The sequence below is a fragment of the Micromonospora sp. RV43 genome, assembly GCF_001029515.1.
Classification (GTDB): domain Bacteria; phylum Actinomycetota; class Actinomycetes; order Mycobacteriales; family Micromonosporaceae; genus Micromonospora; species Micromonospora aurantiaca.
Genome location: NZ_LEKG01000042.1, coordinates 1 through 22,273, shown reverse-complemented (window position 1 = coordinate 22,273; position 22,273 = coordinate 1). Strand labels below are relative to the sequence as shown.

18 protein-coding genes and 1 pseudogene are annotated in these 22,273 nt (G+C 70.5%); 10 read left to right on the top strand and 9 right to left on the bottom strand.

Annotated elements, in window-relative coordinates; genetic code table 11:
• Positions 1–26: 26 nt before the first annotated feature.
• Genes ABD52_RS40770 through ABD52_RS13150 form a run of 5 tightly spaced genes read left to right on the top strand, consistent with a single transcriptional unit; the run spans position 27 to position 3,102 of the window.
• Positions 27–245 carry a hypothetical protein gene (locus ABD52_RS40770; RefSeq protein WP_235437455.1) on the top strand — a complete coding sequence of 73 codons (219 nt, stop codon included), beginning with the start codon at positions 27–29 and terminating at the stop codon, positions 243–245.
• A complete protein-coding gene (locus tag ABD52_RS40765) occupies positions 239–508 on the top strand; it encodes a hypothetical protein (protein ID WP_235437454.1) in 270 nt (89 codons plus the stop codon). Before ABD52_RS40770 ends, ABD52_RS40765 begins: the two co-directional genes overlap by 7 nt.
• Before the next feature lie 3 nt (positions 509–511).
• The gene (locus tag ABD52_RS13160) at positions 512–2,290 is read left to right on the top strand and encodes an ABC transporter ATP-binding protein (RefSeq protein WP_013287124.1); all 1,779 of its coding nucleotides are present in this window, start codon (positions 512–514) and stop codon (positions 2,288–2,290) included.
• Positions 2,287–2,598, top strand: coding sequence for a S24/S26 family peptidase (locus ABD52_RS13155; protein ID WP_013287125.1), 312 nt, complete (start codon positions 2,287–2,289; stop codon positions 2,596–2,598). Before ABD52_RS13160 ends, ABD52_RS13155 begins: the two co-directional genes overlap by 4 nt.
• Positions 2,599–2,601: 3 nt before the next feature.
• Positions 2,602–3,102 carry a MauE/DoxX family redox-associated membrane protein gene (locus ABD52_RS13150; RefSeq protein ID WP_047891994.1) on the top strand — a complete coding sequence of 167 codons (501 nt, stop codon included), beginning with the start codon at positions 2,602–2,604 and terminating at the stop codon, positions 3,100–3,102.
• A 1-nt stretch (position 3,103) separates the two neighbouring features.
• On the opposite strand, the pseudogene ABD52_RS37825 reads toward ABD52_RS13150, so the two are convergent.
• Positions 3,104–3,328 (bottom strand): annotated as a pseudogene (locus tag ABD52_RS37825) (PEP-utilizing enzyme); the annotation flags it as partial.
• Between the two features lie 96 nt (positions 3,329–3,424).
• Positions 3,425–6,373, bottom strand: a complete 2,949-nt coding sequence (locus ABD52_RS13140; RefSeq protein ID WP_047891992.1) for a hypothetical protein — start codon at positions 6,371–6,373, stop codon at positions 3,425–3,427.
• A 321-nt stretch (positions 6,374–6,694) separates the two neighbouring features.
• Here ABD52_RS13140 and ABD52_RS13135 point away from each other — a divergent pair, with 321 nt between their 5' ends.
• The 3 genes from ABD52_RS13135 to ABD52_RS13125 all read left to right on the top strand — a co-directional run bounded on the left by ABD52_RS13135 (position 6,695) and on the right by ABD52_RS13125 (position 12,350).
• Complete coding sequence (locus ABD52_RS13135) at positions 6,695–9,694, top strand: BTAD domain-containing putative transcriptional regulator (protein ID WP_047891991.1); 3,000 nt, start codon at positions 6,695–6,697, stop codon at positions 9,692–9,694.
• A gap of 243 nt (positions 9,695–9,937) precedes the next feature.
• Complete coding sequence (locus tag ABD52_RS13130; RefSeq protein ID WP_047891990.1) at positions 9,938–11,209, top strand: acyl-CoA dehydrogenase family protein; 1,272 nt, start codon at positions 9,938–9,940, stop codon at positions 11,207–11,209.
• Positions 11,210–11,216: 7 nt separating this feature from the next.
• A complete protein-coding gene (locus ABD52_RS13125; protein WP_047891989.1) occupies positions 11,217–12,350 on the top strand; it encodes a nucleotide disphospho-sugar-binding domain-containing protein in 1,134 nt (377 codons plus the stop codon).
• 77 nt (positions 12,351–12,427) lie between these two features.
• Here ABD52_RS13125 and ABD52_RS13120 read toward each other — a convergent pair whose 3' ends face one another.
• The 3 genes from ABD52_RS13120 to ABD52_RS13110 form a co-directional block, all read right to left on the bottom strand.
• On the bottom strand, positions 12,428–12,847 hold the full coding sequence (locus tag ABD52_RS13120) for an ester cyclase (protein ID WP_013476232.1): 420 nt from the start codon (positions 12,845–12,847) through the stop codon (positions 12,428–12,430).
• A 69-nt stretch (positions 12,848–12,916) separates the two neighbouring features.
• The gene (locus ABD52_RS13115) at positions 12,917–13,669 is read right to left on the bottom strand and encodes a class I SAM-dependent methyltransferase (protein ID WP_047891988.1); all 753 of its coding nucleotides are present in this window, start codon (positions 13,667–13,669) and stop codon (positions 12,917–12,919) included.
• The gene (locus tag ABD52_RS13110; RefSeq protein WP_047891987.1) at positions 13,666–14,280 is read right to left on the bottom strand and encodes an NADPH-dependent FMN reductase; all 615 of its coding nucleotides are present in this window, start codon (positions 14,278–14,280) and stop codon (positions 13,666–13,668) included. The genes ABD52_RS13115 and ABD52_RS13110 overlap by 4 nt, the downstream gene beginning before the upstream one ends.
• Before the next feature lie 155 nt (positions 14,281–14,435).
• Here ABD52_RS13110 and ABD52_RS13105 point away from each other — a divergent pair, with 155 nt between their 5' ends.
• On the top strand, positions 14,436–15,644 hold the full coding sequence (locus tag ABD52_RS13105) for a nucleotide disphospho-sugar-binding domain-containing protein (RefSeq protein WP_047891986.1): 1,209 nt from the start codon (positions 14,436–14,438) through the stop codon (positions 15,642–15,644).
• A 163-nt stretch (positions 15,645–15,807) separates the two neighbouring features.
• On the opposite strand, the gene ABD52_RS13100 is transcribed toward ABD52_RS13105, so the two are convergent.
• Together ABD52_RS13100 and ABD52_RS13095 are read right to left on the bottom strand one after the other, a co-directional pair.
• Positions 15,808–17,244, bottom strand: coding sequence for an NDP-hexose 2,3-dehydratase family protein (locus tag ABD52_RS13100; protein WP_047891985.1), 1,437 nt, complete (start codon positions 17,242–17,244; stop codon positions 15,808–15,810).
• Positions 17,245–17,371: 127 nt separating this feature from the next.
• Entirely contained in the window at positions 17,372–18,481 is a 1,110-nt protein-coding gene (locus ABD52_RS13095; RefSeq protein ID WP_047891984.1) for a DegT/DnrJ/EryC1/StrS aminotransferase family protein, read from the bottom strand.
• 178 nt (positions 18,482–18,659) lie between these two features.
• On the opposite strand from ABD52_RS13095, the gene ABD52_RS13090 reads away from it, so the two are divergent.
• A complete protein-coding gene (locus tag ABD52_RS13090) occupies positions 18,660–19,370 on the top strand; it encodes a bifunctional 2-polyprenyl-6-hydroxyphenol methylase/3-demethylubiquinol 3-O-methyltransferase UbiG (protein WP_047891983.1) in 711 nt (236 codons plus the stop codon).
• 15 nt (positions 19,371–19,385) lie between these two features.
• Here the strand turns inward: ABD52_RS13090 and ABD52_RS13085 are convergent, their stop codons facing one another.
• Together ABD52_RS13085 and ABD52_RS13080 are read right to left on the bottom strand one after the other, a co-directional pair.
• Complete coding sequence (locus ABD52_RS13085; protein WP_030268087.1) at positions 19,386–20,372, bottom strand: Gfo/Idh/MocA family protein; 987 nt, start codon at positions 20,370–20,372, stop codon at positions 19,386–19,388.
• Positions 20,373–20,456: 84 nt separating this feature from the next.
• Positions 20,457–22,115: a BTAD domain-containing putative transcriptional regulator gene (locus ABD52_RS13080; protein ID WP_047891982.1), complete on the bottom strand. Its 1,659-nt coding sequence runs from the start codon at positions 22,113–22,115 to the stop codon at positions 20,457–20,459.
• Between the last annotated feature and the right edge of the window lie 158 nt (positions 22,116–22,273).

The following is a 22,273-nucleotide window of genomic DNA, read 5'->3' as shown; positions in this document are numbered from 1 at the left end:
CCCCGCTGACTCGTTGAGGAGTTCCCATGCCGGGTTTCGCCTATGCCGCCATCGCCGTGATCGGCGCGGTCGCCGTGCTCAACCTCGTCCTGACCCTGGCCCTCGCCCGGCGGCTCCGGGAGACGCAGACCGCCACCGCCCACGACGGCGGGGCCGCCCCCGAGGTGCTGCCCGCCCCGGGCCTGGAGGTCACCGGCTTCCCGCACGTCGACCTGACCGCGGTCGGCGCACGGTGGTCATGCTGACCCCCACCTGTCCACCGTGCCAGACCATCCTGGACACCCTCACCGTCGACGCCCGGCGCTACCGCCACGACACCTTCGTGTTCATGATCGGCATGCCGGAGGACACGGTGGAGATGGCGCCCCGCCTGGCCGACTTCGACACGGCGACCATCAACGAGGACCAGGCGGAGAAGGAGTTCGGGGTCAAGGGCTTCCCCGCCGTGCTGTCGGTCGTCGACGGCGTCGTCGTCAACTCCAGCCACCAGCTTCCGGTCCTGGCCTGAGACGTGGCCACGCTGCGAGCCGCCCTGCGACTGGGCTGCGCGGACCGCAGGGCGCTCGCCGCCACGGTCGCCCTCGTCGTCATCGGCGCGGCGCCCCCGATCGGCGTCGCGTGGTTCACCAAGCTGCTGTTTGACGAGGTCGGCAGGGGCCGCTCGGCCGACCCGTCGACCGCCACCTGGTACGCCGTGGCGATCGCCGTCCTGGGCGCGCTGGCGGCGATCGCCAGCCGGGTGTCCGGATACTTCACCACGGCCCTGCAGAACGCGATCACGATCGCCGCCGACGTGCGGCTGTACCGGAAACTGAACACCTTCGTCGGGCTGGGCCCGTTCGAGCAGCCGGCCCTGCGAGACCGGCTGGCGCTGGCCCAGCAGGCCGCCACCCAGGCGCCGTACGTGGTCGTCATGTTCGCGGTCGACGTGGCCCAGAACGTCGTCACCATCGGCGGCTTCGCCGTGATCCTGACGTCCCTCTGGCCGCCGGCCGGTCTGCTCCTGCTCGCCGTGGCGGTGCCCGACTTCCTCATCCAACTGCGACTGTCCCGGCGGACCGCGCGGGCCGTGGAGGAGAGCGCCAGCCTGTTCCGGGCCCGGTTCCTGTTCCAGACCGTGCTGACCGACCTGCGCGCCGCCCGGGAGGTGCGCCTCTACCACCTCGGCCGTTTCTTCCACGACCGGCTCATCGGCGCGGTGCGCTCGGCCGCCGGGATCGAGCTGGCCGCCGCCCGGCACACCACGACGGTGCAGGCGTGCTGGGCGTTGGCCGGCGCCGCGGTGACCCTCACCGCGACGGTGTTCGCGGTGAACGCCACGGTCCGTGGCCGGCTCAGCCTCGGCGACCTCACCCTCCTGCTGGCCGCGTTCACCGCGGCGCACAGCGGCCTGGCCGGCATCGCCGCCCAGCTCGGCGAGGCCGGTGCCGCCATGCGGCTGTTCCGGCACTACGTCGCCGTCCTCGACAGCCCCACCGACCTGGTCGACGGGACTCTGCCGGCGCCGCCGCTGCGCACCGCGATCAGGTTCGAGGACGTATGGTTCCGCTACGACGAGGACGGCCCCTGGGTCCTGCGGGGCGTCGACCTCACGATCACCGCCGGGCAGGCCGTCGGGCTCGTCGGACTCAACGGGGCCGGCAAGAGCACCCTGGTCAAGCTGCTCTGCCGGTTCTACGACCCGGACCGCGGCCGGATCACGTGGGACGGGGTGGACCTGCGCGAGCTGCGGATCGAGACGGTGCGCCGGCGGATGGGCGCGGTGTTCCAGGATTTCATGTGCTACGACCTCACCGCCGAGGAGAACGTCGGCATCGGCCGGCTGCCGCACACGACCGAGCAGGTCGCCGAGGCCGCCGCGCACGCCGAGATCCACGACCGCCTCCGCGCCCTCCCCCACGGGTACGCCACGCTGCTCAGCCGCACCTTCGCCGGCCAGGACGGCGAGCCCGGCGTGACGCTCTCCGGCGGGCAGTGGCAGCGGGTCGCGCTCGCCCGGTCCCTGATGCGCGCCGACGCCGACCTGCTCATCCTGGACGAGCCCAGCTCCGGGCTCGACGCGGACGCCGAGACCCGCGTGCACGCCTCGCTGACCCGGATCCGCCACGGCCGCACCGGGCTGCTGATCTCCCACCGGCTCAGCACCCTGCGCGACGCTCGGCGCATCGTCGTGCTGGACGCCGGGCGCGTCGTCGAGTCGGGCACGCACGACGAGCTGATGGCGGCCGGCGGTGAGTACGCCCGGCTCTTCCGCCTCCAGGCGGACGGCTACCAGCTGGCGGCGACATGACCGGCTGGCTGCGCCGCCGCTGGCGCCTCGTGGTGGTGAGCGGGCAGAGCATGGCGCCGACGCTGCGGGACGGCGACCGGCTCATCGTCCGCGTCGGCCGGGCGCCCGCCGTCGGTGACCTCGTCGTCTTCCGGGCCCGCGACGTCGTCCCCGCCTCCGACCTGACGTGGATGGTCAAGCGGGTGCACCGGGTCGAACCGGACGGCGCCGTGACGGTACGGGGCGACAACACCCACAGCCAGGACTCGCGGCATTTCGGCGCGGTGCCACCCGAGGCGGTCCTCGGCGTGGTCAGAGGGAGGCGATGACAGATGTACGTCGAGATCGGGTGCCGGGTGCTGCTCGGCACGGTCCTGCTGGCGGCGGCGGTCGGGAAGGTCTCCGGCCGCGACGCCTACCGCGAGTTCACGCGCTCCGTGCGCGACATGGGCTTCCGGCCCGCCGGCCCGCTCGCCGCGGCCGTGGTCGCCGCCGAGTTCACCGCCGTGGTCCTGCTGGCGGTGTTCCCGCTGGCCGGATTCCTCGCCTCGGGCGCCCTGCTGCTCGCCTTCACCGCCGCCATCGTCGCGAACCTGCGGCGCGGCGGCGGCACCTGCCGCTGCTTCGGCCGCACCGCCGCGCCCCTGGGCCGGCACCACGTGTGGCGCAACGCGTTCCTCGTCGCCTGTGCCGTCGCCGGCGCGCTCGCGCCGGCCGGTGCCGTACGCCCCGGCGAGGCGGTCCTGGCCGGCGCCGCCGCGCTGGCCGTCGGCGTGCTGGTCGTCATGCTGGACGAGCTGCGCTACCTGTTCGGCGCCGCCAGCCGCACGTGACACAGCCGACCACGGCCGGGATGCCGCGGGTCCGGGCCAGGATCGCGGTGTGGCTGGTCGGCCCGCCCTCGGCGGTGACCAGGCCTGGTTCGAGACCGGCGGTGTCGGCGGACGCCAGGTCGCCGGCGATGAGCAGGTACGGGTGGCCGGGGTCCGGCACGCCCGGCATCGGCGGCCCCAGGCATGCCGCGACGTGGGGGCCCCGCAGGTCGTCGAGGTCGCTGACCCCACGTCGCGGTCGCGCTCTCGGAGGCACACACCGGTACCGGTGATGCCCGATGGCTCCGCCGGGCGTGTCCTACGCCCGGCGGAACCGCAGTGGTTATCCGAGGACGAACCGGAAGAAGCGGGGGCGGTAGATGCCCGGATCGCGGTAGTGGTCCGCGTCCGGGGAGACACGGGTGTCCATGCTGTTGACGTTGTAGGAGGCGATGAAGGTGTCACCGGAGCTGAGCGCGGGGTGCACGTGGGCGTTGTAGGAGATGACGTTGGGGTTCCAGTAGCTGCCGTAGGGGCCGGGTTCCGGCATGCGGTAGACCGGGGTCTTCTGGGTGAAGGGGCCGTACGGTGAGCAGGACGTCCAGGCGTTGATCTGTCCGCTGAACGCCTCGGTGCTGTCCTGGCTGAGGAGGAGGAACTGTCCGCCCCAGGGGGTGACGCTGTACTCGTTGGCGATGCCGGTCAGCAGGTTGCGGGAGTTCTGCTCGCGGAGCGTCCAGCCCCACGGCGTGTGGTACTGCCAGGTGCCGTTGGCGAGGTCGCTGCCGTACACCCGGGCGATGCGCATCTGCTTGTTGATCGGGGAGTCGTCGACGCCGTAGACGTAGGTGTAGCCGTCGCCGCTGCGGCTGGCCGGCAGCAGCCCCGAGCCCCAGGCGACCCCGCTGGCAGAGGGCAACTCCCGGACGCTGACCGGGGTCCGCAGGTTGGACAGGGCGAAGTTGGCGACGACGTTGCGGTTGAACCGCCAGTCCCAGGCGCCGGAGCCGAACCGCTCGTACTCCTGGTACACGACTTGAAGTTGTCCGCCCGAGAGGTGGCCGTCACCGACCCAGTACCACTTTCCGGGTCCGGACGGCGGCATCAACGCCCGAGGCGCCCCGGCGGTGCCACCCTGGTAGGTGGTGAGGCTGCCGCCGTTCTGCACGACGAAGGTGTTGTTGACCAGGGGGGCGCTCACCGGGCGGGTGCCGTCGCTGTTGAGCGGGCCCATCCAGGTGTCGGAGAACAGCCAGACGATCCGGCCGTCGGGCAGCTTCACCGAGTACGTGGAGTCGCCGCCGGTCCAGCCGTCCGGCGTGCTGGCGGCGTATCTGTTGAACGCGCCCTCCGGCTCGACCGTGGTCTCGACGCTGTGCACCGAGAGCGGGCGCAGCGCGCACGAGCGGGCCGTGAGTGGCAGCACGCTCTCCACATTCGTGGTGAACGTCTTCGGGCTGCTGTCCGCGTCGGCGGAGTGGATGTCCAGTTCGGTCCAGGTGGTCACCAGAGTGGCCACCATGGGGTACGCGAAGTCCGGCACCGTGATCAGTCCACCCGCGTCGGGATGGCGCACGGTGTGGATGCTCGGGTACTTCGCCAGCGTGCCGGTGCTTCCCGTCGGCGACCAGACGACGACGGCAGATCTGCGGTTGGCGTCCCTGGTGGTGTCCACCATCAGTGTCGAGCAGTATCCGCAGCTCGCGTCGCCGGAGTTCCTGACCGCGCGGAAGTCGTGGTAGACAGCACCGCCCTTACGCAGGATGTCCTGGTACTCCGCCTGGGTGCCGGCGGGCGTCGAGTGACTCTTCCGGGCCGGTCTGGCGCCCCCGAGGGCGTCGTCGCTCGTCCCGCTCGCGCCGGTGAGGTTGCTGCGCCACAGGCTCGCGTCGGAGTCGGAGTAGCCGTAGATCCGCCAGGCGTCCACGGTCGGGGCGGGCGCGGCGTTCGCCTTGGCCAGTCGGTAGTTGGCGATGTGGTAGTTGAGGAGCATGTCCGCGAAGTTCAGGCCGTAGCCCTCAGCGGTGTGCCGGATCGCCTCGATCGGCAGATGGTCGTGGTCCCGGATGCTCTCCCACGTGCGTCGCACGAAGGAGGCGTCGACCTGCTCGGTGAGATAGGTCGGCAGCAGGAACGCGCCATACTGCGGACCGCCGCCCAGCCCGCCCCAGGAGTTGAGTGCCGCCCCGGGCTTGCTGAGCACGTCGTAGACGTTGCGGGCGTACAGCTTCTCCTCGCCGGGGATGGGCACGTACGGCGCCCGGACGTAGGTCTGGCGGGTCGCCCACTCCGCGGTGGCCTCCATCCACCAGTTCATCGAGCCGAACTCCTTGCCGCCCACGAAGAGGGCCAGGTAGTCCAGGCCGACGTCGGACCGGTCCCAGTACTGGTACTGCATGACGTGGAACAGCTCATGCCGCGGCAGGTAGTCCCAGTCGTCCTGCCCGTTGGGCACCAGCATGGTCGCCTGCTGGTTCAAGCCGAACGGCAGGACGAACGGCGCGTCGATCGGCAGGCCGACCCCGCCGACGATCGGAATCTCGTCGACGCCGTAGACCAGCACCCAGGGCTTGCCGTCCCGCACGGGCAACGGGTAGCCCATCTCGCGATACTCGTCGACGGCGATCGAGAGCGCGTTCAGCAGATGCTGCACCGCCTTCGCCCGGCCGTTCGGGTTGGCGTCCGCCGGGATGCCCGGCCTGCCTCCACCGGCGATGTTGTAGAGGACGAGGAATTCGCCGGCCGACGCCCGGCAGCGATAGGTGACCCCGAGGTAGTCGTACGGTTCGGCGGCGCAGTCGTCGTAGCCGGCGGCCGTGGCGGCGCCGGCAGGCACCGCGACATCTGGCGCGATCGTCCGCGCCGCCTCCGGATCGGCGCTCGCCGCCAACATCGACAGGTATGTCAGATATCGCTGCGGGTCGCGGATGGCCCCGGTCGGTCGAAGGTGCGCCGGCACCGACCGGGGCGAGCGCACCGCGCCCAGGCCGTACCGCACCGCATCGTCGCGGGAGAGCTTCCCCCGGTGGTACGCCGAGAGCACGCGTTCCCCGGGGCCGAAGTCGGGCGGGGCGGCCGTCCTGCCGGTGGCGGTGCGCAGCGGCGCCTCCTTGAACGGCGTCGGTTGCGGGACCGGCGGGGCGGCGACTCGCGGCTCGGTCTGCGGCGGCGCGACGGCTCCCACGGCGGCTGGCGCCGCGACCGAATCGGGCGCCGCCTGCGCGGCGCCACTGGTCAACACGGCCGCTGCCAGCACAACTGTCGCGCTGAGCAGGGCCAGGGGGTCTCTCATCGCACTCCCTCTGTTGGATGACCGGCCGGTGCCGTCCGGTGGGCGGCGCGTCCGGCCGGTGGATCGTTGTGCTCGGCCAGCAGGCATCGCACCCCGGCGATTGCGTCGCTCATCGCCCCCCGGATGAGCGCACCGGACTCTGCGCACCCTTCGTCGCTCGCGGCCACCCCGTGCTGGCCGCGCCCGAAGCGCACGCTCGTACCGCCCGCTCACTGTCAGCGGGCTCGACCATAATCAGGGCCGGCGCATGCAGCGATCTTGCAAAATGCTTGCAGAGGAGTCGCGCCGGCCCGCACACGCAGCGACGGCAGGGAAGTGCACATGGAGTTTCGGGTCCTCGGGCCGGTGGAGATCTGGTCCGAGGGTGTCCGCGTCGCCATCGGAGGACGACAGCCCCGGTTGCTCCTGGCGGCGCTCGTCCTGGAGGCCAATCGACCGGTACCTGCGGACCGGCTCATCGACCTGATCTGGGCGCAGGCGCCCCCACCCAGCGCACGAGCGGCGGTGCAGGCCATGGTCTCGCGCCTACGGGCCACCTTCCGGCAGATCGGTGCATCCGCGCAGCTGCTGAGCGAGCGCGGCGCCTACCGGCTGCACACCGATCCGGCGACCGTCGACGCACACCGCTTCTCCGCCCTCGTCCAACAGGCCGCAGGCTCTTCCGCCGATCTCACCACCGTGGAGTTGCTGGACCAGGCGTTGGACCTGTGGCGAGGTGAGCCACTGCTCGACGTCGTCGACGACTCCGGACGCCAACTGCTCTGTTCGGGTCTCGTCGAGGCCCGTTGGACGGCTGCGGAGGACCGGGCGGACGCGCTGCTGCGGCTGGGTCGCACCAGGAGAGTGGTGCGCGAGGTGTCCGACCAGGTGGCCGGACAGCCCTACCGGCATCGCCTCGTCGGTCAGCTCATGACAGCCCTGTACCTCGAGGGCCAGGCCGATCGAGCATCGGAGGTCTACCGCAATCTCCGCACCCGGCTACACGACGATCTCGGCCTGGAACCGTCACGCGAGCTCAGCCGCCTGCACCGGCTCATCCTCAGCGGTGATCCGGTGCTGCCAGCGGAACGCGACGACGCACTGACGAGCGTCCCGCACCGTCCGGAAGAACTGCCACAGGACGTACCGGGTTTCATCGGTAGAACTGACGAGATGACTCGTCTCGACCAGCTGCCGGGCGGACCCAGCGCCACGACGGTCTGGGTTCTCAGCGGAATCCCCGGCGTCGGCAAGACGGCGCTGGCGGTGCGCTGGGCGCATCGGGTACGTGAGGCCTTCCCCGACGGTCAGATGTTCATCGACCTGCGCGGCTTCGACGTCGAGCGCCCACCCGTCACACCGTCCGCCGCGCTCGGACAGCTACTTGGTGGGCTTGGTGTCGACCCCCGCGTCGTTCCGGACGATCAGGACGGCCGGGTCTCGCTGTTCCGCTCGACGACGACCGGCCGCAGGATTCTGCTGGTGCTGGACAACGCTCGTGACGCTGACCAGGTGATACCGCTGATCCCGCCCAGCGGCACCGTTCTCATCACCAGCCGTCGCCGGCTCGGTGAGCTGGTCGTCCGGGCCGGCGCCCGATCTCTGCTGCTGGGCGTGCTCAGCCCGACGGACTCCGTACGGCTGCTGGCGGCGATGCTCGGCGACGAGGCCGTTCGGGTCGAGGCCGGCGCCGCGGCCCGCCTCGCCCACCTCTGCGGGCACCTGCCACTGGCACTGCGGATAGCGGCAGCGAACCTGCAGACGAGCGGCCATCCCCGCATCGCCGGACTGGCCGAGGAACTCGACGAGGGCGGTCCTCTCACCAGCCTGACCGTCGACGGTGCCGACGAGGGCGCGGTCACGAAGGCCTTCGCGATGTCGTATCGGGCCCTGCCCACCGCACAGCAACGAATGTTCCGTCACATCGGGCTGGTCCCCGGTGGCAGCTTCACCCCCCACGTCGCCGCCGCGCTCGAGGGGGTCGCGCCCCCCATCGCGACGAGAACACTTCGCGCCCTCGCGTCCGCACACCTGATCGAGCATCAGGGAGCCGACAGATACCGGTTTCACGACCTGCTCCGCCAGTACGCCGTGGACCGGCTCGTCACGGAGGACGACGACACCACCCGTCACGACGCCCGGCAGCGTCTGCTTGAGCACTATCGCAGCAGGGCCGACGCCGCCGGACGTCAACTCATCCCCCACTTCCTCAGGCTCCCCGGGCCGGTCCCGCAACAATCGTTTCCCGATGCCGACGAGGCGTCGGCGTGGCTGGACGCAGAAGCAGCCAATGTCATCGCGGCGATCAACCACGCCGCCGACCACGGGCATGCAAGCTTTGTCTGGCAGCTCACCGACGCCCTACGCGCCTGGTTCCACCAGCGTGGACGCCGCGCCGAGTGGCTGTCCGCGGCCACCGGAGGGTTGGCCGCCGCCCAGGCCGCGAACGACCTGACAGCCCAGGCGAGCATGCACCTGAGCATCGCCCTCGCCCACGTCACCGCCGGCCGGTACGAGGAAGCCCGCCAACACCTCCTCGACGGCCTCCGCATCAACGCCCATGACCGGTGGCCGGAGGGACGCACGGCCCTGCTGAACAATCTCAGCGCGGTGCACCAGCGCCTCGGCAACCCCCGAGCCGCAATCGACTGCGCCCAACAATCCCTCGAGCTCAACCGGCAATACCGCAACGACGGCGGTGAGGCCATGTCCCTCGCCAACCTCGGCTTCGCACACTGGCAGCTCGGCGCGCTGTCACAGGCGGACCAGCACATCCGGGACGCACTAGCCTGCGCGGAACGGAGCGGCTCGCGGTACAACGAAGCGGTGCTTCTGGTCGACCTCGCGGGCATCCGCCGCGACCGTGGAGACCGGGAAGCCGCCGAGGAGCTGTACGACCGGGCGCTGGTCGCCAACCGCGATCTGGGCTATCAGTACGGTGAGGCGACGGCACTCAGCGGACGTGCGTTGTTGTGGTCGATGACCGGCCGCGCACCACGCGCCTGCGCCGACGCGCGACAAGCAGTGGCGTTGACCCAGGAGATCGGCGACGCCGGCACCGAGGCGTGGGCACGCGAGGCTTACGGCCGCGTGCTGCTGGCCGCTGAACGGCCGGCAGAGGCAGCCGAGGAACACCGCCTGGCGCTCGACCTGGCCCGGCAGACCCGGTTCGTGTGGTGCGAGGCGAGTGCCCTGGTGGGGCTGGCGGCGGTGTGCCTGGCCACCGAGCAGCCCGACGTCGCTCGCGAGCACGCCGAGGCCGCGCTGCGCATGGCGATCGAAGCCGGCTACCGGCTGATCGAGTCGCGCGCGCTTGGACTGTTGAAGACGCTCGACGACTGAATCGTCTTGACCGGGCCCACGTACGGCGGCGGCCAACCCGGCGAGATACCAGGCAACAGACTCCCTGTTCCGCTCTGGATGGGTTTCGGGGGCGCCATCCGGGGCTACGGCGGGCCGGCGGACGTCCGTCGCGTTGGTCCCTCGAATCCTCCTTGACGGCGATGATGCCGCTCCAGTGAGGCTCAAATCGTCCGGAGCAGAGTCGGATGCATCTGACGCACACGGTCACAGACTGGAGCATGGATGACCACCACGCCTGTACGAGCACCGGCGGCCGGGGAGTTGCTGGCACCGGTCAGCAAGGAGGGGCAGGCGTTCCTTGACCTGCTGGCCGTGCACATTCCGTACGTGCGGGAGGTAAGCGGAGCGCACGACCGGGACGGCACATTTCCGTTCGAGGTGTTCGATCGCTTTCGCACCTCGGGGGTGTTGGCCGCCACCGTTCCCGCCGAACTGGGCGGTCTCGGGGTGAGCCACATGCACGACGTGGCGCTCGCGCTACGTACCCTCGCCGAGTTCGACGCGTCCGTCGCGCTCGCGCTGCACATGCAGCTCAGCCGTGGGCTCACCCTCACATACGAGTGGCGTTACGGCGCGCCGGAGGCGCAGTCCCTCGCCGAGCGGCTCATGCGTTCGGTCGGCGAGCGCGAGGCGATCATCTGCGGCGCGGTCAAGGACGCGCCGCGTGCCACGACCAGGCTGACTCCGGCGCCTGGCGGAGGTTGGTTGCTCAACGGTCGCAAGACCCTGGTAAGCCTCGCGCCCGCCGCCACACACTTCGCGGTATACGCCGAGGTGCACGTCGACGAGGAACCGCTCCGCCTCGCCGCGCCGGTACTGACCCGCCAGACGCCCGGCCTCACGGTCCTCGACAACTGGGACGGCCTCGGCATGCGCGGCTCGGGCACTGTCGACATCGTCTTCGACAACTGCCCGATCGCAGCGGAGGACGTCCTCCCCAGGGCCGCCGTCGGTGCCCGCCAGGACGCGGTGCTCGCTGGGCAGACGGTCAGCTCGGTCACCATGCTCGGCATCTACGCCGGGATCGCGTCGGCGGCGCGCAACGTGGCCGTCGACTGGACCGTCCGGCGCCGGGTCGACCCAGGAGCGGCGGTCCGGACGCTGCTCGCCGAGATCGAGGCGCGATTGTTCGCACTGCGCTCGTCGGCCGCCGCCGCGCTACGCAATGCCGACGAGCTCGCATTCGACTTCTCGGTCGACGCCGATGAGCGCGGCCGCCGGATGATGACCCCGTTCCAGTGCGCGAAGCTCATGGTCAACCAGCTCGCGTCAGACATTGTTGATCGCTGCATGACGGTCGTCGGTGGCGCCTCCTTCTCGGCCCGGCACCCGCTCGCCCGCCACTACCGCGACGTGCGCGCCGGCCGATACATGCAGCCGTACACCTACGTCGACGCGATCGACTACCTCAGCGGCCAAGTCCTCTGCTTCGACCAGGACAACGACTACGTCAGCGCCCGGGCGATCAGAGCCCGGCGCGAGCCGTCCCCTTAGGAGAGCCATGCGCGTCCTGTTCATCCCGTCCCCCGGGCTCAGCCACATCCTGCCCACCGTGCCGCTCGCCCACGCCCTTCAGGCCGCGGGCCACCACGTCCGGTACGCGGGTGGCGGCGAGATCCATGCCGTCGCCGAGGCCGGTTTGTGTGGCGTCGACGCCTCGCCCGGCGCCGACTACGCGAAGTTGTTCATCCCCGACGAGACCGACGGCGTCGACCCGATGCACTCCGACGAGGCGGGCGTCGCAGATCTCGCAGCCATGTTCGCCCGGGTCTCGGGGGCCGTGGTGAACGGCGCGCTCGCGTTCGCGAAGCAGTGGCGGCCGGACCTGGTCGTGTACACCCCGACGCAGGGTGCCGGGCCACTCGTCGCCGCTGCGCTCGGGATACCCTGCGCCGAACTGCCGCTCGGGCCGGCCGACGGTGAGGAGCAGCTGCCATCGCTGATCCGTGCGGCGATGGCCACCGACTACGAGCGGCACGCTGTCGGCGGCTCGCCCGGTACCCGGGTCCGGCTCATGCCGATGGCGCCGAGCATCGAGTCATTGTTGCCCGGTCCGCACACGCCGGGTGCCTGGCCGGTGCGGTACCAGCCTTACAACGGCGGTGCGATCCTGCCGGAGTGGCTCGTGGAAGCGCCGGCGCGGCCGCGCATCGCGGTCACGCTCGGCACGATCGACGCCCGCTGGGGTGGGATCGCCCAGCTGGCCCCGTTCATCGAGGCCGCCGGTTCTGTCGAGGCCGAGTTCGTGCTCACTCTGGGCGGCGGTGACGAGGCGCTGCTCGGCAAGTTGCCGCAGAACGTCCGCGTCATCGAGTGGCTCCCGCTGGGTGTGCTCCTGGAGTCCTGCGCCGGGATCATCCACCACGGCGGCAGCGGCACGATCATGACCGCGCTCGTCGCCGGGGTGCCGCAGTGTGTGATCCCGCAGGGTTCCTTCCAGAACATCGGGCGCGACGTGCTGGTCAAGCGAGGCATCGGCTTCTCGACCAATTCGGCCCAGCTGGGTCCTGCAGAGTGCCGGCGGCTCCTCGAGGACGACTCGATGCGCGAGGCGGCTCGGGACGCGGCCTCCGAGGCCGCCACCATGCCGCCGGTCGCCGACCTCGTTCCCCGGTTGGTGCAGCTCACCAGGTGAGCCGGTACGCGAAACGGCCTCGCCCGCGGCGACCGGACGAGGCCGTTTCACACTGCCGGCGCTGCCCGGCGTGACGCTCAGAGCGCCGGTGCCGGGTGGCCGAGTTCCCGGAACAGCGGGGCGAAGTCGAATATGTCCCAGTGCTCGACGACCTTGCCCTCCTCGTTGAAGCGCAGCTCCTCGAGGTAGTGCCAGGTGACCTTCCGCCCGGTCGCCGGTATCCCGGCGAACTCACCGCTGTGCGTGGCGGTCGCGGTCAACCGGAGCATCACCCGGTCGCCTTCCGCGAGGATGCTCCTCACTTCGAGTCGCAGGTCTGAGAAGGACACCAGCGAGCCACGCATCGCCGTCAGGACGAGTTCGGTGTCGTGCGGCTCGCCGTCCAGGTTGTAATGCGTGACGTCGGGCGCCCAGTGCTCAGTCACCCCCGACACATCTGCCCGGTTCCAGGCGGCGACCATCTGCAGGCAGCGATTCTTGTTCTCCAGCGGCGACATGCCAACTCCTCATGCTCTGGGGTCTGCCGGGTTGCCGCCGATGCTGGCATCCGGCGCTCGGAAAGGGCTTCAGTCCTCCTGGTGTCCGGCACAGCCGACGAAGAGGCCACGGCCCGACTGGCTGCCCTCGAGGTAGCGCACCCTCAATCCCGCGCCCCGGAATGCCTTCTCATACGTGTCGCGGGGGAACAGCGTGATGCGATGCTGCTCGACGAAGTGGTGGACGCCGCCGGCGGGGCGAGCGACGATGTAGTGGACCTCCATCCGGGAAGCGTCGCGGTCGCGCTTGGAGTGCGAGACACGTACGACGGTCGTCCCGTCGGCCTCGACGAGGGAGGCCGACACGTATCCGTCGAGGTAGGTGTCCGGGAACCACCAAGGGTCGATCGCGACCACACCGCCGGGCGAGAGGTGCGCCGCGAAGCGCCGCAGGGCCGCGTTCAGCTCCTCGACGTCGGTGAGGTAGCCCACGGAGCCGAACATGCAGGTGATCACGTCGTACCGCTCGCCGAGATGGAAGGAGCGCATGTCGCCGTGGTGCACGACCGCCCCCGGGGTGTTCGTGCGGGCCGCCTCGACCATCGCAGGGGACAGTTCCAGGCCCTCCACCCGGTCGAAGAGCCGAGCGAACGCGCGCAGGTGCGCACCGGTGCCGCAGGCGACGTCGAGCAGGGTCGCAGCGCCGGGCAGCAACGCCCGCGCCTGCTCGGCGACGAACGCGGCTTCCTCGTCGTAATCCTTGCCTCGGGCACGGTGCACCAGCTCGTACACCTCGGCCTGTTCCTCGCCGTACATGCCGGCCGCCGGCACGGATGTCGTCATCGCCGCGCTCCCGCCACCGTCGGCCGCACCCGACGGCGGGCGGCGACGAGTACCTGATCCAGCAGAATCTCCAGAGCGGCCCGAGTACGGGGGTCGGCGGGCGCTCCGGTCGTGTCCAGTTCGGCGCGCTCACCGGACAGGGCGAGGCCGAGCGGGGTCGGCCAGCCGCGCAGCGCGTGCGCGATGGTCCGCAGGGTGGCCAGAGTGGAGTGCGCACCCTGATCCCCGGAGGAGATGGCAACGCAGCCGATCGGCCGGTCGCTGAGGAACGGCTCACGGGCGTCGGCGAGGTCGTTGGCGTAGTCGAGAGCGTTCTTCAGCAGGCCGGAGACGGTGCCGTGATACGTGGGTGAGAGGAGCACGACCCCGTCGGCACGGGCGAGGGCCGCCACGATCCGTGGTACCCGCTGCGGCCCGTCCCCGCGGTGTGGCCGGTAGAACGGCAACTCGAGGTCGGCGCCGCGCAGGCACGTGACGACGGCTCCCTCCTCGGCGCATCTACCAGCACACCACACGGCAAGCCGGCCGGTGCGCGACGATGCGCACAGCGAGCCACCGATGAGTACGACCTGGGGAGGCGGATGGTTGCTGCGGTGGGGTGGTCCAGGCATCGACGGTCCTCTTTCTGCCGTGCTGAACGTCGTGTCATGGCGACTCTGCCCGGCTCCGGTCGGCGACGCATCGACGCCCGCTCGAGCACCTTTCGACCGGATGTGGCCAGGATGGCGACGCGCAGGCCGTGCGCATCCGTATCGAGGGAGCTGCGGTGAAGGTCCTGTTCACGGTGTCGTCCTGGCCCACCCACTACGCTGTGATGGTGCCGATCGGCTGGGCACTGCAGGCCGGCGGGCACGAGGTGCGCGTTTTGTGCACCCCGTCGCAGGTAGCGCCGCTGTGCGCAGCGGGGCTGATTCCGGTGCCGATTCTGGACAGTCCGTCGGACGAGATCCGGCTCCGCCTGCAGTACTTCATGGAGGCGGTCGACGGGGTATGGCCGTACCCGTGGCCGCCGTTGCATCCGATCACCGGCGCGCAGCTGGACGGCTTGGACGACTTCGACCTGACCGGGTTTCGCGAGCGTCAGCTCCCGGAGGACGCCGCCCGGGCCGCGGCCAGCTTCGACGCCGCGGTCGAGTACACGACGGCGTTCCGGCCGGACTTCGTGCTGCACGACCCGGCGAGCCTGGAGGGCCTGCTCGCCGGCCTCGTCACCGGCGTCAAGACGGCCATGGTGCTGTGGGGTCCGGTCGGTCCGGCCGAACCAGAGCACATGCGGATCGTGCCGGATGACATCAGCGGCTCCTTCGCCCGCTACGGTCTCGGCCCGTTCGAAGCCGGCATGATCAAGACGGTCGTCGACCCGTGCCCGTCATCGGTCGAACCGCCGCTGGCGGCCGAGCGGCTGCCGGTGCGCTACGTCCCCTACAACGGCACCGCCCCGGCTCCGACGTGGCTGCTCGAACCCATCGACCGTCCGCGGGTCTGTTTGTCCTGGTCGACGGCGTTGCGCTCGATGTCGGGTCCCCGCTCGTTCGTGCTGCCCGAGGCAGTGCGTGCGCTCGAAGGCCTGGACGCCGAGGTGGTGCTCACCGCGACCGCACAGGACGTGGCCGAGCTCGGCCCGGTGCCGCCGACGGTGCGGGTACTCGAGAGGCTTCCGTTACGGCTGCTGCTGCCGACGTGCTCAGCGGTTGTCCACCACGGCGGCGGCGGCAGCACCCTGACCTCGCTCTGGGCGGGCGTGCCACAGGTGCTGCTGACGTTCGCCTCCGAACAGGCCGCGTCGGCGACCCGGGTGGCCGCCGCCGGCGCTGCGGTTCAGCTACCGGGTCACCTCGTCGACGCCGCCGCGATCCGCCGTGCCATCGACGAACTGCTCGCCGACGGGTCGTACAGGCGGTCGGCCGTGCGGCTGCGCGGAGAGATGGAGCAGCGGCCGACGCCCGCGGATCTCGTAGACCTGATCGGCGTCTGACTCTCTGCTTCCTCCTCCGTGACCGCTCTCCGGCTCCCTGACGGCGATCATCGAAGCTGCACGTGTCGAGCGGACCGGCTGGCGGCACTGCGGATACGGCTGCGGTTGCCGCTCAACGACGCCGACGACCGCCCCGCCTGACCGCCGGGCGGCCGGCGGGTGCTCAGGTGATCAGGCTGTGCAGGCAGGCGAGCATGCTGCGCGCCTGGACGCTCAGGTAGTGGCTGTGTCGCAGCAGCGCCACAAGCTGGTGCACGGCGATCCAGCGGAACGCCCGATGCTCCAGCTCGGCGCCGCGACTGGTCTCGACGATCATGTACCGGTTGAGCGCGTGGAAGAATCGACCGCCCTCCTCGGACAGAACGGTGTCGAAGTGGATCTGGTCGGCAGGCGCGTCGAGAAAGTCTGGGAGGAACCGCGGCCGGTCGCCGGGTGGCAGCATCTCGTGGTTGCCGGGGATGCACTGCACGGTGGGACCGAGTTCGACGACGTCGAGATAGCCGGGCTCGACTCTGGCCTGCACGAGGACGTGCAGCACGCCGCCGATGTCCTGCACCAGGAGTCCGATCAGCCCGGTGCCGACCGGCTCGATCATCGGCTGCGTCCAGTGGGCGACCTCACGCCCGCCCGCCGAGACGCCGACTCCGATGACCGAGAAGAACCGGCCGCTCTCGTGGACGATCGCGTCCTCGGTCCGATGCCAGCCGGTCACCTCGTTCAGCGGGATCCGCCGGGTCTCGACGTCGAGCCCGCAGCGCATCTCGGTGATCCAACTGAGGACCTCGCCCGTGGTGTGCAGACTACCGGCGGTCTCGTCGCAGGCACGGATCAGCGACTCGCGGATCGCGCCGCCGCCGGGCAGCACCCTGTGCACACCGGCGCCAGCGAACGGCAGGCATGACAGCACGGTGCGAGCGTCCATGTTCACCAGATCGTCTGCGCTGAGCAAGGCATGGATCTGGCCGAGCGTGAGCCAGCGGAACCCGTCCAGCACCTCGACGTCCCCGGTCACCTCGACGACCATGTTCCGGTTGCGCTTGCGGTAGAACCAGGACCCCTGCTCGGACTGGCGTACATCACCGATCACCCGGTGCATACCGGGGTGGCGGAAGTAGTCCAGGTACGGCACGGCACGGCCGTTGTGTACCCGCGTGTAGTTGCTTCGGGTCGCCTGTACGGTCGGCGACAACTGCAGGCCGTTGCCGTTGCCCGGTTCCACCTTCGCCTGCATCAGGAAATGCAGTACCCCGTCGAACTCCTTGGCGATGATGCCGAGAATTCCGATCTCCGGCTGGTGGATGATCGGCTGGCGCCAGTGGGCGACCGGCCCGCCGGGAACCGCCACGTCGATGCCCTGCACCACGAAGAACTTGCTCAGGTCGTGGCGGATGTCGCCGGTCGCCGGGTCGGTGTGCCAGCTCTTCAGCGCTGACAACGGAATCCGGTGTACGTCGGTGTACGCGCGCCGGGCGAATTCGTCAAACCAGCCCCGGACGTCCGCAACGCCGGCGCCGTCGCGGACGAGAGCCGAGCGGGCCAGGCGCAGGTGGATCGGCTCACGATCGACCCGTAACGTCGTGGCAGGGGGCAGGACAGGCATGCGGCAGTCCTCCGTCGTCGTTACCAAGTGCGAGGTCTCGACGGTCGCGCACCCGTCACGGGTAACCGTCGACGATGGCTGGATCCGCGCTCTACTGGCGCGCGAGCAGGCTCGCGCACCGGCCCGGTCACAGCTTGGCCAGAACCTTTTGGAGCGCATCGATGATCCGGTCCTGCTTCGCCGGCTCCAGCGCGGGATACATCGGCAGCGAGAAGATCTCCCCCGCCAGCTTCTCCGTGATCGGCAGGGCGCCCTCGGCATAGCCCAGATACGCGAAGCCGGTCATCGTGTGCACCGGCCAGGGATAGCTGATGTTGAGGTTGATGTCGTACTCGCGCAGAGCGGCGATGATCTCGTCCCGCCGGGGATGGCGCACCACGTAGACGTAGTAGACGTGCTCGTTGTGGGGTGCGACCACCGGCAGCGCGAGGTCCGTCCCGGCCAGCGCGGCGGCATACCGGTCGGCCACCGCCCGCCGGCCCGCGATGTAGCTGTCCAGCCGGCGCAGCTTGCGGCGCAGGATCTCCGCGTGGACCTCGTCGAGGCGGCTGTTGTGACCGGGCGTCTCGACGACGTAGTAGCGCTCCTCCATGCCGTAGTACCGCAGCCTGCGCAGCCGCCGGGCCGTCTCGTCGTCGCCGGTGACGACCGCTCCCCCGTCGCCGTATGTGCCGAGCACCTTGGTGGGGTAGAACGAGAACGCGCTGGCGTCACCGGTCGTTCCGGCCAGCCGGCCGCGGTGGCGCGCGCCGTGCGCCTGCGCGCAGTCCTCCAGCAGGATCAGATCGTGGGCGTCGGCGAGCGCGCGCAGTTCGGTCAGGTCGACGCACTGTCCGTACAGGTGCACCGGCAGGATGCAGGTGGTCCGCGGGCCGACCACGCTGCTCACCGCTGAGTTGTCCATCAGGTACGTGTCACTGTCGACGTCGACGAAGACCGGCACCGCGCCGACCGAGTCGATCGCGACGATCGTCGGCGCTGCAGTGTTCGACACCGTGATCACCTCGTCGCCCGGGCGGACCCCGGCCGCCTGCAGCGCGAGCTTGATCGCGTTCGTGCCGTTGTCGACGCCGACGCAGTGGGCCATCCCGTGCCAGGCCGCATACTCCGCCTCGAACGCCTTTACGCTCTGGCCCAGCACCAGTTGACCGGACCGGAACACGGTGTCGACCGCGTCGAGGATGTCGTCCCGCTCGGTCTCGTACTCGCCGAGGTAGTCCCATACGTTGTCGCTCATCGATGCGCCGGCCCCTCATCCGTTCGCTGCGCCAGGCTAGGTCGGCACGACGTTCGCAGCACGCGCTCGGGAACCGCTGCAACGCGGCTCGATACACCTTGGTGAGCCGTTCAGCACGCCGCGAGCGGGCTCTGCCAGGGTTCTTGGCCGACACCCTCCCCTTTTCGCAGGAGCGCCGATGTACAGCGCCGATCTGGCCGACGTGTACGAGCGGATCTATCAGAGCCGGGGCAAGGACTGGGGCGCCGAAGCCGTCCTCGTCGACGAGGTCGTGCGCCGGCACCGCCCGGCGGCGCGCACGCTGCTCGACGTCGCCTGCGGAACCGGTGCACATCTCGAAGCGCTGTCCCGCCGATTCGCGCACGTCGAGGGCCTCGAACTGGCCGAACCGATGCGGGAGCGGGCCAGGCTGCGGCTGCCCGGCGTCCACATCCGGGCCGGCGACATGCGCGACTTCGACCTGCACACCACCTTCGACGCGATCACGTGCATGTTCTGCTCGATCGCGTACGTGGACACGGTCGAGGAGATGCGCGCCGCCATCGGTGGCATGGCGCGGCACCTGGCGCCCGGAGGGGTCCTGGTCGTCGAGCCCTGGTGGTTCCCTGAACAGTTCATCGAGGGCTACGTGGCGGGTGACCTGGCCCGTGGTGAGGACCTCACGATCGCCCGGATCTCCCACTCGACACTCGACGGCCGGGCCACCCGGATGGAGGTCCGGTTCCTGGTCGCCGACGAGTCGGGTATCCGCGAGTTCGTGGAGATCGACCGCCTGACGCTGTTCACGCGTGAGGAGTACGAATCAGCTTTCCGCGATGCCGGATGCTCGATCGAGTTCCTCCCCGGCCCGCCGACCGGGCGCGGCCTGTTCGTCGGTATCCGACAGTGAGGGCGTGCGGCACCGTCATCCGGCCGCACGCAGCATTCTCGCCGGAGAACCGGTCACGCGTGCCACGTCGCGGACCGCCTCGACCAGTTGGGCCTGCCGCAGGGTGGCCCGCTCCTCGATCGGCCCGTCGACACCGGAGCGAACCGCCTGGACGAACGCCCGCACCGCGTTGCGTACCTGCGGGTCGGCCGGCATCGCCAACTCGGTGGCCTGATCCTGGCGTTCGACCCGGACCGGCGGTTTCAGCTGGTCCGGCGGCGTGAACGCCCGGTCGACGGCGATCCGGCCGGTGCTGCCCCACAGCGCGTACTCGCACCGGTAGGAGTGGTCGAAGCCGAACGCCAGCTGTACCGCCACGCCGTCCGGCGCGGCCAGCAGGGCGGATCCGGCCACGTCGACGCCGGTGGTCTCGTCGTACCGCAGGGTGGCGGCGAGCACCTCGAGTTCCGGCAGGAACAGCTGCGCCGCCCGCAGCGGGTACACCCCCACGTCGAGCAGTGCGCCGCCGCCGAGGGCCGGCTGGTAGCGGAACCCGGCCGGATCGAGTGGCGGCACACCGAACGAGCTGGAGAACACCTGCAGCCGGCCGATGGCGTTGGCGGCGACCATGGCCCGGACTGCGTCGTGCTGCGAGTGGTGCAGGAACATGAAGTTCTCGGCGAGGACGCGTCCGCGTTCGCGGGCGACGGCCATCAGTTCGACCGTCTCCACGTGCGTGGTGCACAACGGCTTCTCGGCGAGCACGTGTTTGCCGGCCTGCAGCGCCTCCGCCACCCACTCGTAGTGCAGCCGCGGCGGCAGCGGGATGTACACCGCCTCGACGTCGTCGCGCTTGAGCAGATCGCGGTAGCCGGTCACCGCCGCGCAGCCGAACCGGCCGGCGACCTGTTCGGCCTTGGACCGGCTCCGGCTGGCCACCGCGACGACCTCGACACCGTCGAGCCCTGCGATCGTGGGCATCAACCGCCGGATGGCGATGTCGGCGCACCCGAGCACGCCCATCCGAAGCACAGAACCGGATCCAGACAACGGGCACCTCTCAGCGCGGGCGTACGTGCGAACCAAGGCGACCCTGGCGGGCACGCCTCATCGGCTGCTCGACACCCGCTCGATCGGGTTCGGCGGCAACTTACGCATCGTCGACAGCACCGAGTCGAGCCGTTCCCGGGCGTACAGGTGCGCCACCCTCGGGAACGAGTAGTGCAGCTGGTCTCGGGCGCCGGGTACGACACTCACCTTCAGCAGGTGGTTGTCGGCGAACCGCTCCAGGAGCCGCTCCGCCGGCGGGACCTCCCAGCCGAGCAGGTCGGCTACGGCCTCAGCGGTGAACTCCCCGTGCGGCAGCATGCTCAGCAGCCGGAAGGTGCTCTGCTCCACCCGGTTGAGCAGGTCGTAGCTCGCGTCGTATGCCGATCGCACATCCAGCTCGCCGAGGCACAGCTCGTCGAGTACCTCGCGCGATCTCTGCAGATGCTCGGCCATGCCGCTGAGCGAGCGGGCCGGTACCGCGGCGAGCCGCGCGCCGATGCACCGCAACGCGAGCGGCAGCCGGCCCACCATGTCGACGAGGGTGCGGGCGGCCCGCTGTTCGCGGTCGACACGGTCCCGGCCGATGATGCGGGCGAGCAGCTCCAGACTCTCGGCGTGGTCGAACACGTCGAGATCGATGTTCCAGAGGCCGCCCAGCCCGTACAGGCGGCGACGTCCGGTGACGACGACCGCGCACCGCGGGTCGCTCGGCAGCAGTAGCCGCACCTGGTCGACGGAGGCGGCGTCGTCGAGAAGCACCAGGAGTCGTCGTCCCGCCGTCGCCGACCGGTACGTCTTGCACCGCTCGGTGAGGTCGTCGGGGATGTGCTCCTCCGCCAGACCCAGCGTCCGCAGAAAGCCGTGCAACACCTCGGCCGGGTCCAGGGCCCGGCCTGAGGAGCCGTTGAGGTCGGCGTACAGCTGACCCCCGGGGTACGAGCGCCGCAGCCGGTGCGCCAGGTGCGTCGCGAGGGCGGTCTTGCCGACACCGGGCATGCCGGTGATGAACCCGATGCGGGTCGCGGTCCGCGATCCGACGCCCGCGTCCATCGCGAGGTGTGCGCCGAGTTCGGCGAGTACGCCGGCCCGTCCGGTGAAGTCCGCGATGTCGGTCGGCAGCTGGGCGGGTCGCGGCAGCTGACTCGCCGGGGCGGTGGGCACGGGCCGGGGCTGTTCGGACACCGTCCGGCGACCCGGAGCCGGCTCGGCGGGCGTCTGCCCGCCGGCGACGATCCGCTCACGTGCCGGCGGCCCGGGCTGGCTCGGCACCATCGGGGCGTCGGACAGCAGCGAATGGTGCAGCGCGCCGAGGGCGTGGCCCGGTTCGAGCCCAAGGTCCTCGATCATTCTGCCGCGCAGGGTCCGGAAGACTTCGAGGGCCTCCTGACGGCGGCCGGAGCGGTGCAGTGCCAGCATGAGCGAAGCGTGCAGCTGCTCGTCGAGCGGGCGGGTGAGGACGAGGGCTTTCAGTTCACTGACCAGCTCGTTGTGCCGGCCGAGGGTGAGATCGGCCTGAATGCGCAAATCGAGGATGCGGGCCCGGAGTTCTTCGAGGCGGGTCACGTACGAGGTGAGCAACGCGCCGGGCACCACGTCGACCAACGCGGCCCCGCGCCACAGGGCGAGGGCACGGCGCAGCGTCGTCGCGGCCCGCTCGGCGTCATCGGCCTCCAGTAGCGCGCGTCCCTCGGCGGCGTCGGTCTCGAACCGGTACAGGTCGACCGCCTCGTCCGGGACGTTGAGCAGGTACAGATCTTGAATGGTCAGGTTGTGTCGGGTTCGAGGGTCAGTCCGGTGTGAGCGAGGAACCCGTCGAGTAGGTCGGTGCGGTACTGGATGCTCTTGAGTCGGTTCTTGATGATCGCCTGGAGGTG

Coding starts and splice junctions, on each gene's coding strand:
- ABD52_RS13100 (WP_047891985.1), bottom strand. CDS start 17,244: ATGCCTGTCCTGCCCCCTGCCACGACGTTACGGGTCGATCGTGAGCCG.
- ABD52_RS13155 (WP_013287125.1), top strand. CDS start 2,287: ATGACCGGCTGGCTGCGCCGCCGCTGGCGCCTCGTGGTGGTGAGCGGG.
- ABD52_RS13110 (WP_047891987.1), bottom strand. CDS start 14,280: ATGCCTGGACCACCCCACCGCAGCAACCATCCGCCTCCCCAGGTCGTA.
- ABD52_RS13090 (WP_047891983.1), top strand. CDS start 18,660: ATGTACAGCGCCGATCTGGCCGACGTGTACGAGCGGATCTATCAGAGC.
- ABD52_RS13125 (WP_047891989.1), top strand. CDS start 11,217: ATGCGCGTCCTGTTCATCCCGTCCCCCGGGCTCAGCCACATCCTGCCC.
- ABD52_RS13140 (WP_047891992.1), bottom strand. CDS start 6,373: ATGAGAGACCCCCTGGCCCTGCTCAGCGCGACAGTTGTGCTGGCAGCG.
- ABD52_RS13135 (WP_047891991.1), top strand. CDS start 6,695: ATGGAGTTTCGGGTCCTCGGGCCGGTGGAGATCTGGTCCGAGGGTGTC.
- ABD52_RS13120 (WP_013476232.1), bottom strand. CDS start 12,847: ATGTCGCCGCTGGAGAACAAGAATCGCTGCCTGCAGATGGTCGCCGCC.
- ABD52_RS13150 (WP_047891994.1), top strand. CDS start 2,602: ATGTACGTCGAGATCGGGTGCCGGGTGCTGCTCGGCACGGTCCTGCTG.
- ABD52_RS13095 (WP_047891984.1), bottom strand. CDS start 18,481: ATGAGCGACAACGTATGGGACTACCTCGGCGAGTACGAGACCGAGCGG.
- ABD52_RS40770 (WP_235437455.1), top strand. CDS start 27: ATGCCGGGTTTCGCCTATGCCGCCATCGCCGTGATCGGCGCGGTCGCC.
- ABD52_RS13130 (WP_047891990.1), top strand. CDS start 9,938: ATGACCACCACGCCTGTACGAGCACCGGCGGCCGGGGAGTTGCTGGCA.
- ABD52_RS13085 (WP_030268087.1), bottom strand. CDS start 20,372: ATGGGCGTGCTCGGGTGCGCCGACATCGCCATCCGGCGGTTGATGCCC.
- ABD52_RS40765 (WP_235437454.1), top strand. CDS start 239: ATGCTGACCCCCACCTGTCCACCGTGCCAGACCATCCTGGACACCCTC.
- ABD52_RS13115 (WP_047891988.1), bottom strand. CDS start 13,669: ATGACGACATCCGTGCCGGCGGCCGGCATGTACGGCGAGGAACAGGCC.